Origin of the sequence: Nocardia macrotermitis, assembly GCF_009604405.1 — a bacterium.
Lineage (GTDB): Bacteria > Actinomycetota > Actinomycetes > Mycobacteriales > Mycobacteriaceae > Nocardia > Nocardia macrotermitis.
The window spans coordinates 608,759-622,305 of the sequence record NZ_WEGK01000001.1 but is presented as its reverse complement, the minus strand read 5'-3'; the positions used below and the strand labels follow the sequence as shown (position 1 = coordinate 622,305).

12 protein-coding genes are annotated in these 13,547 nt (G+C 68.5%); 5 read left to right on the top strand and 7 right to left on the bottom strand.

The features are described from left to right. Positions 1-25 precede the first annotated feature (25 nt). Together NRB20_RS02740 and NRB20_RS02735 are read right to left on the bottom strand one after the other, a co-directional pair. Entirely contained in the window at positions 26-523 is a 498-nt protein-coding gene (locus tag NRB20_RS02740) for a BAR domain-containing protein (protein WP_319944365.1), read from the bottom strand. Next, entirely contained in the window at positions 520-1,614 is a 1,095-nt protein-coding gene (locus NRB20_RS02735; RefSeq protein ID WP_319944364.1) for a DNA polymerase III subunit beta family protein, read from the bottom strand. The genes NRB20_RS02740 and NRB20_RS02735 overlap by 4 nt, the downstream gene beginning before the upstream one ends. Positions 1,615-1,858: 244 nt before the next feature. Here NRB20_RS02735 and NRB20_RS02730 point away from each other — a divergent pair, with 244 nt between their 5' ends. From NRB20_RS02730 to NRB20_RS02720, 3 genes are all read left to right on the top strand, one after another. Further along, the gene (locus tag NRB20_RS02730; RefSeq protein ID WP_153407532.1) at positions 1,859-4,246 is read left to right on the top strand and encodes a beta-glucosidase family protein; all 2,388 of its coding nucleotides are present in this window, start codon (positions 1,859-1,861) and stop codon (positions 4,244-4,246) included. A gap of 547 nt (positions 4,247-4,793) precedes the next feature. After that, entirely contained in the window at positions 4,794-6,854 is a 2,061-nt protein-coding gene (locus NRB20_RS02725; protein ID WP_319944363.1) for a neutral/alkaline ceramidase, read from the top strand. Positions 6,855-7,104: 250 nt separating this feature from the next. Continuing rightward, complete coding sequence (locus NRB20_RS02720; RefSeq protein ID WP_319944362.1) at positions 7,105-7,584, top strand: nitroreductase family deazaflavin-dependent oxidoreductase; 480 nt, start codon at positions 7,105-7,107, stop codon at positions 7,582-7,584. A 6-nt stretch (positions 7,585-7,590) separates the two neighbouring features. Here the strand turns inward: NRB20_RS02720 and NRB20_RS02715 are convergent, their stop codons facing one another. Further along, the gene (locus NRB20_RS02715) at positions 7,591-8,076 is read right to left on the bottom strand and encodes a universal stress protein (RefSeq protein WP_319944361.1); all 486 of its coding nucleotides are present in this window, start codon (positions 8,074-8,076) and stop codon (positions 7,591-7,593) included. A gap of 86 nt (positions 8,077-8,162) precedes the next feature. On the opposite strand from NRB20_RS02715, the gene NRB20_RS02710 reads away from it, so the two are divergent. After that, positions 8,163-8,675, top strand: a complete 513-nt coding sequence (locus tag NRB20_RS02710) for a gluconokinase (protein ID WP_153407531.1) — start codon at positions 8,163-8,165, stop codon at positions 8,673-8,675. On the opposite strand, the gene NRB20_RS02705 is transcribed toward NRB20_RS02710, so the two are convergent. From NRB20_RS02705 to NRB20_RS02695, 3 genes are all read right to left on the bottom strand, one after another. Beyond that, positions 8,663-9,574, bottom strand: a complete 912-nt coding sequence (locus NRB20_RS02705) for a dienelactone hydrolase family protein (RefSeq protein ID WP_153407530.1) — start codon at positions 9,572-9,574, stop codon at positions 8,663-8,665. The two genes, NRB20_RS02710 and NRB20_RS02705, sit on opposite strands and share 13 nt — an antisense overlap. A 71-nt stretch (positions 9,575-9,645) precedes the next feature. Further along, positions 9,646-10,062, bottom strand: coding sequence for a MarR family winged helix-turn-helix transcriptional regulator (locus tag NRB20_RS02700; RefSeq protein ID WP_153407529.1), 417 nt, complete (start codon positions 10,060-10,062; stop codon positions 9,646-9,648). Beyond that, positions 10,052-11,428 carry an MFS transporter gene (locus NRB20_RS02695; RefSeq protein ID WP_319944360.1) on the bottom strand — a complete coding sequence of 459 codons (1,377 nt, stop codon included), beginning with the start codon at positions 11,426-11,428 and terminating at the stop codon, positions 10,052-10,054. Before NRB20_RS02695 ends, NRB20_RS02700 begins: the two co-directional genes overlap by 11 nt. Before the next feature lie 166 nt (positions 11,429-11,594). Between NRB20_RS02695 and NRB20_RS02690 the strand changes: the two genes are divergently transcribed. Next, on the top strand, positions 11,595-13,013 hold the full coding sequence (locus NRB20_RS02690; protein WP_153407527.1) for an amino acid permease: 1,419 nt from the start codon (positions 11,595-11,597) through the stop codon (positions 13,011-13,013). A gap of 97 nt (positions 13,014-13,110) precedes the next feature. On the opposite strand, the gene NRB20_RS02685 is transcribed toward NRB20_RS02690, so the two are convergent. After that, positions 13,111-13,467 carry a hypothetical protein gene (locus NRB20_RS02685; protein ID WP_153407526.1) on the bottom strand — a complete coding sequence of 119 codons (357 nt, stop codon included), beginning with the start codon at positions 13,465-13,467 and terminating at the stop codon, positions 13,111-13,113. Positions 13,468-13,547: the final 80 nt, after the last annotated feature.

The window sequence follows — 13,547 nt, the reverse complement described above, 5'->3', positions numbered from 1 at the left end:
TGTGCAGATGGCTCGATATGGGGACTTACGAGCGACCGTCGGGCGCGCTGTCCCGGCGTGCGGTGGAGCGGGCGCGCACCGCTGCGGCGACCTCGTCCGCGGCCGAGCGGATGCCCTCGCCGTAGGCGTCCGGGCCGAGCGCGTCGAAATATTCGCGGGCGGCGTCCAGGTGCTGATCCGCGGCGTCGAAGGAGCCGAGGCGGCGCAGGTTGTCGGCGAGATTCAGATGCAGGGACGGGTAGAAGCCGCGTACGCGCAGGGCCGGGTGGTGTCGCCGGGCGCGTTCGTCGGTGAGTGCGGCGGCCGCGTCGAGTGCGCGGATATCCCAGATCAACGACTGTGCGGCGTCGTCGTAGAGGTCGGCGAGGTAGTGCGCGAGGGTGCAGCGGTGCAGGGGATCGCCGAGCGGGCCCATCGCGTCCCACAGGTGCAGGAGTTCCCGGCGCGCGGTGTCCGGATCGCCCTCGTGGCCGTGCTGGACGGCGACGGTGATCGCGGTCATGGTGTCGTCGGTGGTGTTCACGGGCGGTCCTCCCGGGTGGTTGTCGTGCGGGTGGGCATGGCCAGGGTGGTGAGATCCCCGGCGGCGGCCGAGCGGATGACTACCGGTTGGTCCGGAGCGGCGATATCGAGCATTATCTCGGGGCCGACCGCACTGCGCAGGGCGGGGGACAGGGTGGCCGGATCGAAGGCCAGTGTGGTTCGGATTCCGTTGACGGCAGCGGGAATTCGGCGTTCCGGGCCGTCGGGCAGGGGTGCTGTGCGGATCGAGTCGGTCTCGATCGCGCAGTGCAGGATCTGTGTCCCGGCGGCCTCGGTGGCATCGAGGAGGAGATCGCGATCCACGACCACCCGGGTGCGGGCGGAGGTCAGTTCGGCAAGCATGCGGCGGTAGTCGGGATACGGCTCTTCGATTGCGGGACAACGGATTTGTTCGTCTCCGGTCAGGATCAGAGCATCGGTGGCCGAGGAGAGCAGGATCCGATCCTGTGTGCGCAACCGCGTGAGTGGTGCGGTGAGATCGTCGGCCGCGACGACCAGCGACCAGGGCCGCGCCGCCGCGTGGATCGGGACGAGCGAGCGCGTGGTCAGCCGATAACGATCCGTCGCGGTCAACACCACCGAATCCGCATCGGCCTCGATCAGAATCCCGGTCAGCACCGCGATCGCGTCGTCCCGCGCGGCCGCCGACCGCACCTGCCCGATCGCCTCGGCGAACTCCTTCCCGCCGACCGCGACCAGATACGGATCGGCTTCGGCCCGCAGCGTGTACTTGATGGCCTCGGCGGCGGCCGCGGCCTCGTGCGCCCGGCGTTCGAGTTCCGCGACATGCTCGTCCAGCAACCGCCCGCCGACCTCGACGCCACCGGTCAGCACCGCGGCCACGGCATCGAGCGACATCCCGATCTCCCGCAACCGCCGGATCGTCACCGCCCGTTCCCGCTGGTCCCGCGTGTAATACCGATACCCGCTGGATCCGTCCACGCGCGCGGGCGGCAACAACCCGCAGTCGTCGTAGAACCGCAGCGCGGTCGCGGTGAGCCCACTCACCCGGGCCAGTACCCCGATCGTGACGAGCTCGTCCGGCCCGTCTTCGAATTCCGATTCGTTCACGCGGCCATCATGGAGCTTCGGGTTACCCGAAGGTCAAGCTTCGGCCGCCCGGTATTGCGTTGACCCATCGGGACGATCGGATCCGGAATTGCCGATCGGCCGACAGGGGTACCTCGCACAGGTGCGGTCCGGTCGGTGTGGCGCCTCGCGCCAGGCGGGTGACGTGCGCTTCCGCGTCGGACCGAGTGGTCTGTCGGGTAGCGTCGGCGAGGGCTCTCACGTCGACGAGGAACGGGGTTCGGGTATGGCGGCGCGGATCGAGGAACTGCTGGCGAAGCTGGATACGGCGGCCAAGGTGCGGCTGATCTCGGGGGCGGGGATGTTCCGGATGGCGGGGGATGCGGGGATCGGGCTGGCCGAGATGCCGGTCTCGGATGGACCCTCGGGGGTGCGCGGGGAGAACTGGGACGAGCGGGAGCCGTCGGTGAGCCTGCCCTCGGGCACGGCGCTCGCGGCGACCTGGGATCGGGAGCTGCTCGGCGAGATCGGGGCGTTGATCGCCGCGCAGGCGCGGGCCAAGGATGTGTACGCGGTACTCGGGCCGACCGTCAATCTGCACCGATCTCCGTTGGGCGGCAGGCATTTCGAGTGTTTCTCCGAGGATCCGATGTTGAGCGGGGAGATGGCCGCGGCGTATGTGCGGGCGGTGCAGGCGCACGGTGTGTCGGCCTGCCCGAAACACTATGTGGCCAATGACGCGGAGACCGACCGGTTCACGGTGGATGTGCGGGTGGACGATCGCGCGTTGCGTGAGCTGTACCTGTATCCGTTCGAACGCAGTGTGGCGGCGGGTGCGTGGATGGTGATGGCCGCCTACAACTCAGTGAACGGCGTCACCATGACCGAGAATCCGCTGTTGGACGAACCACTCGAGGGCGCTTGGGGTTTCGATGGCGTGGTCGTCTCGGACTGGACTGCGGTACGTTCCACCGAGGGCGCGGCGGCGGGCACCGATCTGTGTATGCCCGGCCCGTCGGAACTCTGGGGTGCGAAGCTGCTGGACGCCGTGCGCGCGGGCGAGATTCCCGAGGCCGCGATCGACGAGAAGGTCAGGCGCATACTGCGTTTCGCCACGCGAGTCGGCGCGCTGGACGGAACACCGAGTCCCACACCGGAATTCAGCGATGAAAAGGCGGGAGAACTGGTCCGTCGCGCCGCCGCCGACGCAATGGTGTTGGTGCGCAACGACGGTGTGCTGCCATTGCGTGCGGACCAGCCTGTCGCGCTGCTGGGCCCCGGCGCGGCCGCGCCACGATTCATGGGCGGCGGCAGCGCGACCGTGATCCCCGCGCACACCACCACTCCGCTGACCGGGCTGAGCGCGGTCCTCCCGGTCACGCACACCCCCGGCGTCTGGCTGTCGGATGAATTGACCGCTGTGGCAACGGATTTGATCACCGATCCCGACACCGGCACCCCCGGACTCGCGCTGCGCTATCTCGCCGACGGCGAGGAGATCGGCCGCCAGCACCGCGCCACCGGCAGCCTGGTCCTGTTCGGCGACGCGACCGCCGAACGCGCCACCGCGATCGAACTGCGCACCCGCCTGCGCGCCGACGCGGACGGCGAGTGGTGGATCGGTGTGGGCGCGATGGGACGGGTCCGGCTCGAACTGGACGGTGAGCTCGCTGATGCGGGGGAACTGGCCATGTCGGGCGCGGATCCCGTTGCGGCACTGCTGCATCCGCCGCAACGCACGGTCACCCGGACCCTGCGCGCCGGGCAGGAGATCGACATCCGGATCACCATCGAGAATCTGATCTCCATGCCGGGCCTGGGCGTCTTCCTGGGGGTGACACTCGGTGCGACCCCGCCGCGTCGCACCGAGGACGCGGAGTCCGCGGCCGCAGTGGAGGCTGCCCGCACCGCGCGGGTCGCGATCGTCGTGGTCGGCACCACCGAGCAGATCGAGAGCGAGGGCGCGGACCGCGCCACGCTGCGCCTGCCCGGACGGCAGGACGATCTGGTCGCGGCCGTCGCGGCGGTGAATCCGCGCACGGTCGTGGTGGTGAATTCCGGTGCGCCCGTGGAGATGCCGTGGCGCGATGACGTCGCCGCGGTACTGCTGTCCTGGTTCCCGGGACAGGAGTTCGGCACCGCGCTGGCCGACGTGCTGACCGGCGCGCGCGAACCGGGCGGCCGCCTGCCCACCACCTGGCCGGTGACGATGTCCGACGTCCCGGTCCTGGACACCACCCCCGCCGCCGACGGCACGCTGACCTACGCCGAGGGTGTGCACATCGGTTACCGCGCCTGGCTGCGGACCGGTGTCGAGCCCGCGTATCCGTTCGGCCACGGCCTGGGCTACACGACCTGGGAGCCGAGCGATCTCGAGGTGTCCGGCCACACCGCGACCCTCACCGTCCGCAATACCGGAGACCGGCCCGGCAAGTATGTCGCGCAGGCGTATCTGTCACGGGAGCAGAGCGTGATCGACCGCCCGGTGCGCTGGCTCGCCGCCTTCGCCACGATCACCGCCGAGCCGGGGGAGTCGCGTCGGGTCGAGATCCCCCTGCCGGACCGCGCGTTCGAACACTGGACCGGGCGGCAATGGGCCGTCGAGCCGGGCGCGTTCACCCTGCACGTGGGTACTTCGGTGACCGATCTCCCGCTGACCGCCCGGATCGGCTGAGCACGCGAAACGCCCGGAATTCGGAATTGCTGGGAACTCCCTGTCAGTTGGCCCGGAGTTCGGGCAGAATGGGGTGTGAAGCATTGTCACTCCTCTTGTGCGGCTGTACTTTTCGAATATCTCCGGATATCGGATATCTCCGGATAATCGAAAGGTCCACCATGCTTCTCGCTCTCCTCATCAGCGGACTCTGTGCCACCGGCAGCGCGGCCGCGGGCATCCTCGGCAGTGCGGCCAGCTACGCGGGCAATATCTGAGCCTGCCCCCGACGAATCGGCGGCGCCCCTTTCGGCACCGCTGGGCGAACGCCCGGCGAGATCACCCATCCGATCTCGCCGGGCGTTCGCCATCTCCGTAATGGGGCCGATTTCCGGTGCGCCTAACGGCCTGACCGGGGTGTTTGCTCGAAGATGTAGCTGCGGGCTGGCGTACTGGACAATTGACCAGTACGCTGCGCCGAACAGTGATACGCCATGGTGTGGAACACAGTGCCGCCCGGACGAGTCGGGTGTCACGTCCGCGCGTCAGGACACGAAGGAGCCTCTCGGTGACGGTTTCGCGTCGATCGGTATTGGCGGGCACGGCCGCCGGTGCCGTGGCCGCCGGTATGTCCGCGAATTCCGCTGGCGCACAACCGTTACGGCACCGGGCCGACGGTCAGGGATATCTGATCGGCTGCGGGATCGGCGATATCACCGGCGCGCCCGCGGGTCAGGGCATGATGGGCTATTCCGAGGCCGATCAGGTCGCCACCGGACTGCTCTCGCGCTGCTGGGCGCGCGCGTACGTCATCGCGGACCGGGCGGCCGGAGATCGGATCGTCTTCGTCACCACGGATAACGCGTGCCTGTTCCAATCGGTGCACCTCGAGGTGATGCGGCGGCTGGCGATGCGCTACGGCAATCTGTACACCGAACGCAATGTCAACATCAACGCCACCCACAACCACAATTCGTGCGGCGGCACCGCCCGCGAATACGCGTATTCCCTTGCCGCATACGGGTTTCAACAGAATTCGTTCGAGGCCGAGGTGAACGGGATCGTCGCCGCCATCGCGCAGGCGCACGAGCGGCTCACGCCCGGGACGATCATGCTCGGACACGGCGAACTGCACGACGCCAGCGCCAACCGCTCCCGGGTCGCGTTCGAACTCGATCCGGCACCCGACAAGGCCGTGTTCCCCAACGCCATCGACCCCGCGATCACGGTGCTGCGGCTGCGGCAGGGCGGCCGGGACGTCGGCGCGATCACCTGGTTCGCCACCCACGGCACCTCGTTGACCGACCGCAACACGCTCATCTCCACCGACAACAAGGGCTACGCCAGCTACCGCTGGGAACACGACGAGATGGGGGTGCGGCACGGCGACGGGCAGCCGCGTTTCCTCGCGGCCTTCGCGCAGACCAACACGGGCGATATGACGCCCAATCTGAACTGCATCCCGATGCACCCGTCCGGGCCGACCGAGAACAACCGGCTCAACTGCACGATCATCGGCGAACGCCAATATCGGGCCGGGCGTGCGGCTTTCGCGTCGGCCCGCGCCATGAATCGCGGCGGCGTGGACGCGGTCGCGCACTACGTGAACATGGCCGACATCGCCGTCGACGGCTCCTACACCCCCGACGGCAAACCCGCCCGCACCGCACCGGCGATGATGGGCGCCTCGGCCATGGCCACCAGTGAGGAGGACAACTGGAACAGCCAGCTGTCCTTCCTCCAGGAGGGCGACGCCAATCCGATGGTCGCCGCGCTCGGCGGTATCGACGCCCCGATCGAGCAGTGGATGCGAGATGCGCAGGCCCCCAAGCTGATCGCCGCGCCGCTGGGCATCCTGCCGCCCCGGCCGTGGAATCCGCAGGTGCTGATGCTCCAGATCATGCGCATCGGTGATCTGGTATTGGCTTGCGGCCCAGCGGAATATACGGTCGTGGCCGGTCTGCGGATCCGGCGGTTGGTCGCGCACGCGCTCGGCGTGCCGCTCGAACATGTGCTCATGCAGGGCTACGCCAACGGCTACAGCCAGTACGTGACCACGCCCGAGGAGTACGTCTCGCAGCAGTACGAGGGCGGGGAAACCCAGTTCGGCCGCTGGACGCTCCCGGCCTACATGCAGGAATTCGACCGCCTGGCCCGGGCGTTGGCCGCGCGCACCGACCTCGGCCGCGGGCCCGCGCCGCTGGACTGGACCTCCGGACTCCAACCGAATCTGCTGCCGCCGGTCCCGCCGGACGTCCCCGTCGCCGGTCACGCCTACGGCGACGTCCTCACCCAACCGGCCGATGGCGTTGCGGGACAGACCATCACGGCCGAATTCTGCGGCGCGCACCCGAACAACGACTTCCACATCGGCGGAACGTATTTCGAGGTCCAGCGCGTGAACGGCACGGACTGGCAACGCGTTCAGGACGACAACGACTGGTGCACCGAACTGCATTGGCGGCGTCCGGACGGCCAGCCCGCCGCCTCGATCGTGCGCATCCAGTGGACCGTCCCGTCCGGAACGCACCCGGGCCGCTACCGCATCCACTACACCGGCGACCACCGCGACGTCGCGGGCCACAACACCCGATTCACCGGCACGTCAGCGGAATTCACCATCGTGTGATCGGCCTGCGGCATCGAGCTCGTTCGGCATGACCTGATCGCATCGTATGTGACACAGGTCATCCGTAGGCCGATCGTGCACGGCCGAATCCCGTTGCCTGCCAAGACCTGTCCTGGTCCGAGCCGGGATTCGGACGTGCGCGGTGGCGTCGTGCGACCGGCGGCGGAGCCCGTCGCGGAATAACCGGGGCCAACAGCCCGTTACACCCTGCGAAATTGCTGCGACATGACGGAGGGATACGGTGAATCGCGTGCTGAGGAACCCGTTACCCGCAGTGGGGCGCATGCTGGGCCGTCGCCGCACGGTGATGCGCGTCGCGCCGTTCATCGTCGTGCTCGAACGCCTGGTCCGCCGGATCAGCCGGGGCCGGCACGGAGTCCTGGACGTGGCCGGGCTGCCGTCCATGGAACTCACCGTACTGGGCCGCAAATCCGGTGTGCCGCGCACGGTTTCGCTGCTGTACGTCCCCGACGGGCAGGACAATTTCCTGCTGGTCGGCTCCAATTGGGGTCGGCCGCAACATCCTTCGTGGTCCGCGAACCTCGCCGCCGCCGACTACGCCGAGATCCACAGTCGCGGAGAACGTTTCAAGGTGCGGGTGCGTCGGCTGACCGGCACTGCGCGGGATCGGGCCTGGGAACGCGCGACCGATCGGTGGCCCGGCTACTCGATGGAACAGGGCATGGTCCCCGAACGCCCTTTCCGGCTGTTCGAACTGACCCGCCTCTGAGCGCGCTCAGGGCACCACGGTGACCGGCCAGCGCCCGGCCTTGACCAGCCGGACCGCCACCGATCCGATGAGCCGATGCCCGGCCTTCTCCGACGCCCCGACGATCACCGCGTCGGCCTTGAGTTCGTCGGCGGCCTGGGCCAATCCGGTGTAGGGGTCGCCGCGCCGGGTGAAGAACTTCCAGCGCGTGGTGTAGACGTTCTTGACCCGTTCGGCGTGTTCGGAGATCTCGCGGGCCAGATCGTCGGCGACTTCGGCGGTCGCGCCCTGCACATCCGCGCCGTACACCCCGGACATCGCCAGGTACGGCTGCACGTAAACCAGTGCCAGCAGCGCGTTCTGGCGTCTGGCCAGGCCACCGGCATAGGCGGCGGCGCGCCAGGACGCCTCGGTCCCGTCCACACCGGCCATGATCACGCGCGGTCCGTCGGTACCCAGTTCGAAGCCGGACCCCTTGTCGGCCGCCCACTCCGGAGTCTTCTCCTGCGCCACGACCCGAGCCTAATCGAGGTGTCCGTTTCGCCGTACACGCCGGGTCGGGCGGGACCGCCGGGTCGGGCATGGTTATGGTCGCCCACATGAGCACAGCGCGTCCGGTGATCGCGGTCATGGGGGTGTCCGGTTCCGGCAAGACCACGGTCGGCCGGCGGTTGGCGAGCGAACTCGGCGCGCCCTACGCCGACGGCGACGACCTGCATCCCGCGGCGAATATCGCCAAGATGTCGGCCGGTATCCCCCTGGACGACGCCGACCGCCTGCCCTGGCTCGACGCGGTGGGCCAGTGGCTCGCCGAGCAGGGCGAACGCGGCGCGGTGGTCAGTTGTTCGGCGCTCAAACACGAGTACCGCGATCGCCTCCGCGCGGCGGTACCCGGCCTGTACTTTGCCGCCCTGGACGTCCCGCGCGCCGAGTTGATCCGTCGGATGACAACGCGCACAGGACATTTCATGCACGTGGAACTGCTCGACTCGCAACTGGCCACCCTGCAACCGCTCTCCGCCCAGGAGTACGGCCGCACCTTCGAGGCCACCCGCGACGTGGACACCATCGTTCGCGAGATCCTCGACGCCGCCGGAACTCAGCCCAGATAACGCCCGTACCAATCGCCCACTCGCCGCCACGCCTCCGCGGCACCGGCGGCGTTGTACCGCGCCCCGGTGTCGTTGAAGAAGGCGTGGTCCGCACCCTGCGCGATGAAGGTTTCGTGCGGTAGACCCGCCTGCTGCAAGGCGGCCTCCGCGGCCGGACGCGTCGCCCCGACCCGGGCATCGAGCGACCCGTAGATCGCCAGCACCGCCGCCTTGGATCGGGACAGATCCCCACCGGCCGGGAAGGGCCCGTAGAACGGCGTGGCCGCGGCGATATTCGGGGTGCCCGCGGTGAGTAGCATCCACGTCAGCCCGCCGCCGAAGCAGAATCCGGTCACGCCGAGCTTCTTGTCCGGCACCCGCCGCGCGAGTTCGGTGACACCGGCCTGTAGATCCGCGACGAACCGGTCCTGCGGAATCTTACTCAGGGCCGCGGTGGCGGCGGCGGGCTCGGAAAACGTTGCGGTACCGCCTTCTTCGGACAGCAGGTCGACCGCGAGCGCGCTGTACCCGATCCCCGCGAAACGTCCCGTGACCGAGCGGATGAAATCGGTGAGCCCGGTGTTCTCGTGGATCACCAGCACACCCCCGCGCGGGTTCTTCGCCGCCGACCAGGCGGCCCGCAAGGTGCGTCCCTCCGGCCCCGCGAAGGTCACCGCGCTGGAGACGAGCGCACCCGCCGCCCCGGGCGGACCCGATACCGGAGCGGCCGCGGGTGTCGACGAACTCGAATGCGCTTGGCTGTCAGTCTGATTCGACGAGCACGCGGCCAGCAGCGCCGAGGCCGCGGCGGCCCCGAGCCCCATCATGCCCAGTCGGCGCAGGGCCTCGCGACGGTCCAGGATGCCGTCCGCGTGATCGGTCGCGATCTCCTCGGCCATGTACTGCTGCAAGGGGGTCATGGGGCACAACCCTATGGCGCTGGCCCGCCGGTGCGCGAGCGCTCGCACTCGAGGATCTGCTGTGGATGGGCTCAGCGATCGATCTTGCGCAGCAGGTCGCGCAGCGCGCGCAGTTCCGATTCCGACAGTGCGACAACCGGTTCCGGCGCCGGATCGTGGGTGCTGAGGGCATCGGCCACCACCGCGACGCCGAGTGCGGTGATGGACACGACCTTGGTGCGCCGGTTGGCCGGATCCACCGAACGCAGCACCAGCCCGCGCTCCTCGAGATCGTTGATGCCGACCGTGGCCGCGGGCGCGTCCATGGCCGCGGCGGCGGCGAGTTCCTTGAGCGTCATCGGCCCGCCGCGGAGTTGACGCAGGATTCGGATCCGGCTGAACGGCAGTCCCGTGCGCTCGGTGATTGCCCGCTTCCACTTGTCGCGGCTCCCGACGACGTGTTGCAGCAGCCGCCACACCTCGTCGGGCGTCGGGATGTCATCCGGCATGCGCGGGCACCTTCTGTTCCAGCAGGTAGGCGACACCCTCCTGGGAGCGCCGGGCCCAGCCGGTGCTGGCGCAGACGCCCAGCACGACGACTCCGACCGCGAGGACGGTCAGGACCCACCACAGACTCGCACCGGTCAGCAGGCCACACAAGGCGACCCCCAGGCTGACGCCGATCTGGCGGCTGGTGGAGGCCACCGCGGCGGCCGCACCGGCCTGATCCAGCGGCATGCCGCTCACCGCGGCGGTGGTGATCGGCGCGTTGGCGCAGCCGAATCCGATGCCGAACACCGCGAACATCGCGATCAGCGCCCACACCGGCGTATCGGCCCGCAACGTGGTCAGCGCGAGCGCGGCGACCGCCAGCAGGCTGCCCGCGAGGATCAGCGAGGGCCGGGTGCCGTACCGCCCCACCAGCCGCCCCGACAGCGGCGAGCAGACCAGCATCCCGACTGCCATCGGCAGATACAGCAGTCCGGTGTGCACGGCCGAATAGTGCCGGGTCCCTTGCAGATACAGCGACGCGCTGAACAGGAACGCGCCCAGGCAGGCGAAGGTGCACACCGCGATCACGGTCGCCGAGGCGAAGGGGAAACTGCGGAAGAAACGCAGATCGATGAACGGCGAGTGATGCCGCCACTCGACGTAGCAGAACGCGGCCACCGCGATCGCGGTGAGCAGGAAGATCAGCGGTTCGTGCTCGATCAGCCCGAACACCAGCGTGAACATCGCCGCGATGGCCAGGAGCTGCCCGATCGGGTCGATGCCGCGTGCCCGGGACGCCTTGGACTCGGGCACGAACAGCGTGGTGAGCACCAGCGCGACCGCGCAGATCGGCAGGTTGATCCAGAACACCGACCGCCAGCCCAGCGTATCGATCAGCACCCCGCCCACGATCGGGCCCAGCGCGTTGGAAATACCGACCACCGCGCCCCAGATGCCGACGGCGCGGGCGCGTTCGACGCGGTCGGTGAATACCGCGGTGAGGATGGACATCGCCGCCGGGCTGAGCATCGAACCGCCGATGGCCTGCACGAATCGCGCGGCGATCAGCATGTCGACGCTCGGCGCGAGGCTGCACAGCAGGGAACTGATCGTGAAGATGGTCAGCCCGATCCGGAAGATGCGTTTGCGACCCCACCGGTCGGCGGTCGCGCCCGACAGGATCAGCAGGCTGGCCAGGGTCAGGGTGTAGATGTCGACGATCCATTGCAGCTGCGACATCGGCGCGTGCATGGCGCCGCGGATGGACGGGAGCGCGACGTTGACGATGGTCGCGTCCATCGACGAGATCAACAGGCTCAGGCAGCACGTCGCCAGCACGATGGTCTTGCCGCGCGTGGTCAATCGCTCAACAGTTGTAGGCACACAAGCATTGTGAACGTACAACTGTTCCGAATGCAATCGGTAGTTGTTATGGGCTGTGCCACCTCGTCCCGTTCCGGAGTGAACCAGGTGGTTGCCCGGGTGTGCCGCGATGCAACCCCCGATACGGCGTGCTGCGAGTCGAACACTCGCCCGGTACGTTCGTCGCATGACGATGGACCGGAGTGCGGCGTCGGGCACGGCGACCGCGGAACCCGTGGACGAGGAAGAAGGCTACAAGCGGGGGCTGAATCCCCGCACCGTACAGATGATCGCGATCGGCGGTGCCATCGGCACCGGCCTGTTCTGGGGCGCGGGTGGCGCCATCGAACAGGCCGGTCCGGCGCTGATCCTGTGCTACCTGGTGGCCGGTGTGGCGATCTTCGTGATCATGCGAGCATTGGGGGAGTTACTGACCTACCGTCCCGTCTCGGGCAGTTTCGCGGAGTACGCGCACGAATTCCTCGGGCGCTTCGCGGGATTCGTGACGGGATGGACGTATTGGGCCGTGTGGGTGAGCACCTGCATGGCCGAGATCACCGTCGCCGGAAAGTACGTGAACTACTGGTTCGCGGTGCCGCAGTGGGCGACCGCGCTGGTGGTGCTGGCCGTGCTGTTCATCGCCAACCTGATCTCGGTGAAGGTGTTCGGCGAGGGTGAGTTCTGGTTCTCGGCGATCAAGATCTTCGCGATCATGGCGATGATCGTGATCGGAATCGGCGTGCTGGTCATCGGATTCGGGCACGCGCCGCATCCGTCCGTGACGAATCTGTGGTCCCAAGGCGGGGTCTTCCCGAACGGGCCGTGGCAGGCGTTGCTGGCGTTGCAGATCGTCGTATTCGCTTACGTCGGTGTGGAATTGGTGGGTGTGACCGCGGGAGAGGCCCGCGAACCCCGCAAGACGCTGCGCAAGGCCATCAACACGCTGCCGCTGCGTATCGGGCTGTTCTACGTGGGCGCGCTGGTGATCATCATGTCGGTGCTGAGCTGGACCAGTTTCCATTCCGGGGCCAGCCCGTTCGTGGAGGTCTTCGCGCAGGTCGGCATCCCGGGCGCGGCCGGTCTGATCAACTTCGTGCTGCTGACCGCGGCGCTGTCCTCGTGCAACTCGGGCATCTACTCCACCGGCCGGATGCTGCGCAGCCTCGCGCAGCACGGTGAGGCGCCGCGCGGGCTGGGCGCGCTGAGCAGTCGGCAGGTCCCGTACGCGGGCATCATCGCCTCGGCGGCGGCCATGGTGATCGGCGTGATCGTCAACCTGATCTCGCCGGACAAGGCGTTCGCCTACATCACCTCGGTCAGCACCATCGGCATCATCGTGGTGTGGGGTGTGATCCTGGTGTGCCACATGGTGTATCGCGCCCGCGTCCGGCGCGGAGAGCTCCCGGCCTCGGACTACCGCCTGCCCGCCGCGCCGGTGAGTACCGTTGCGGCCCTTGCCTTCCTGGGACTGGTCGTGGTGCTGCTGTTCTTCACCGACAGCGGCCGCACGGCGATCGTCGTCGGCGTGGTGTGGACCGTACTGGTCTGCGCCGGATACCCGCTGGTGAATGCCCTGGTGAAGCGCCGAGACCCGGTGAACGCCTGAGCATTTCGACCCGGGGCCGCCGATTCCTCCCGTGAATCGGCGGCCCTTGCCGTGTCGATCGTCGCGTCATCGCCCGGGGATGGGGCGGCAACCGCCCTCAGCTCATGACACTGCCGGTGCCGATCGACAGATACGCGAGGGTCACCACCATCAAGAACCAGCCCGCGCCCTGCCAGATGGGCCAGGCGCGACGCTGCCGCCAGACGCGGTACGTGGTGACGAACGCACCGACCGTGCCGATGACCAGCACCAGGCCGGGACCGCCGAGAATCGCCGCCTGTGAGGTGCCGTCACAGAAGGTTCGCGGTGACTGCGCACAGGTCTCCCGGCGGCCGGCCCATTCGTCGACCGCCAGGAACAGCAGTCCCGCGACGATCAGCACGCCCACGCAGTATCCGGCCGCATGCCGGTACATGCCCGGATCGTGCCAGCGCTTCTCGACGTCGTCGACCATGTTCGCGCACCTCCTCGGCCTGTGAATCGCCGGACCATGTGCATTCCAGTGTCGTCCACGCCATCGACATGTCCAGGGGC

Coding starts and splice junctions, on each gene's coding strand:
- NRB20_RS02685 (WP_153407526.1), bottom strand. CDS start 13,467: ATGGTCGACGACGTCGAGAAGCGCTGGCACGATCCGGGCATGTACCGG.
- NRB20_RS02710 (WP_153407531.1), top strand. CDS start 8,163: ATGAGCACAGCGCGTCCGGTGATCGCGGTCATGGGGGTGTCCGGTTCC.
- NRB20_RS02690 (WP_153407527.1), top strand. CDS start 11,595: ATGACGATGGACCGGAGTGCGGCGTCGGGCACGGCGACCGCGGAACCC.
- NRB20_RS02730 (WP_153407532.1), top strand. CDS start 1,859: ATGGCGGCGCGGATCGAGGAACTGCTGGCGAAGCTGGATACGGCGGCC.
- NRB20_RS02705 (WP_153407530.1), bottom strand. CDS start 9,574: ATGACCCCCTTGCAGCAGTACATGGCCGAGGAGATCGCGACCGATCAC.
- NRB20_RS02700 (WP_153407529.1), bottom strand. CDS start 10,062: ATGCCGGATGACATCCCGACGCCCGACGAGGTGTGGCGGCTGCTGCAA.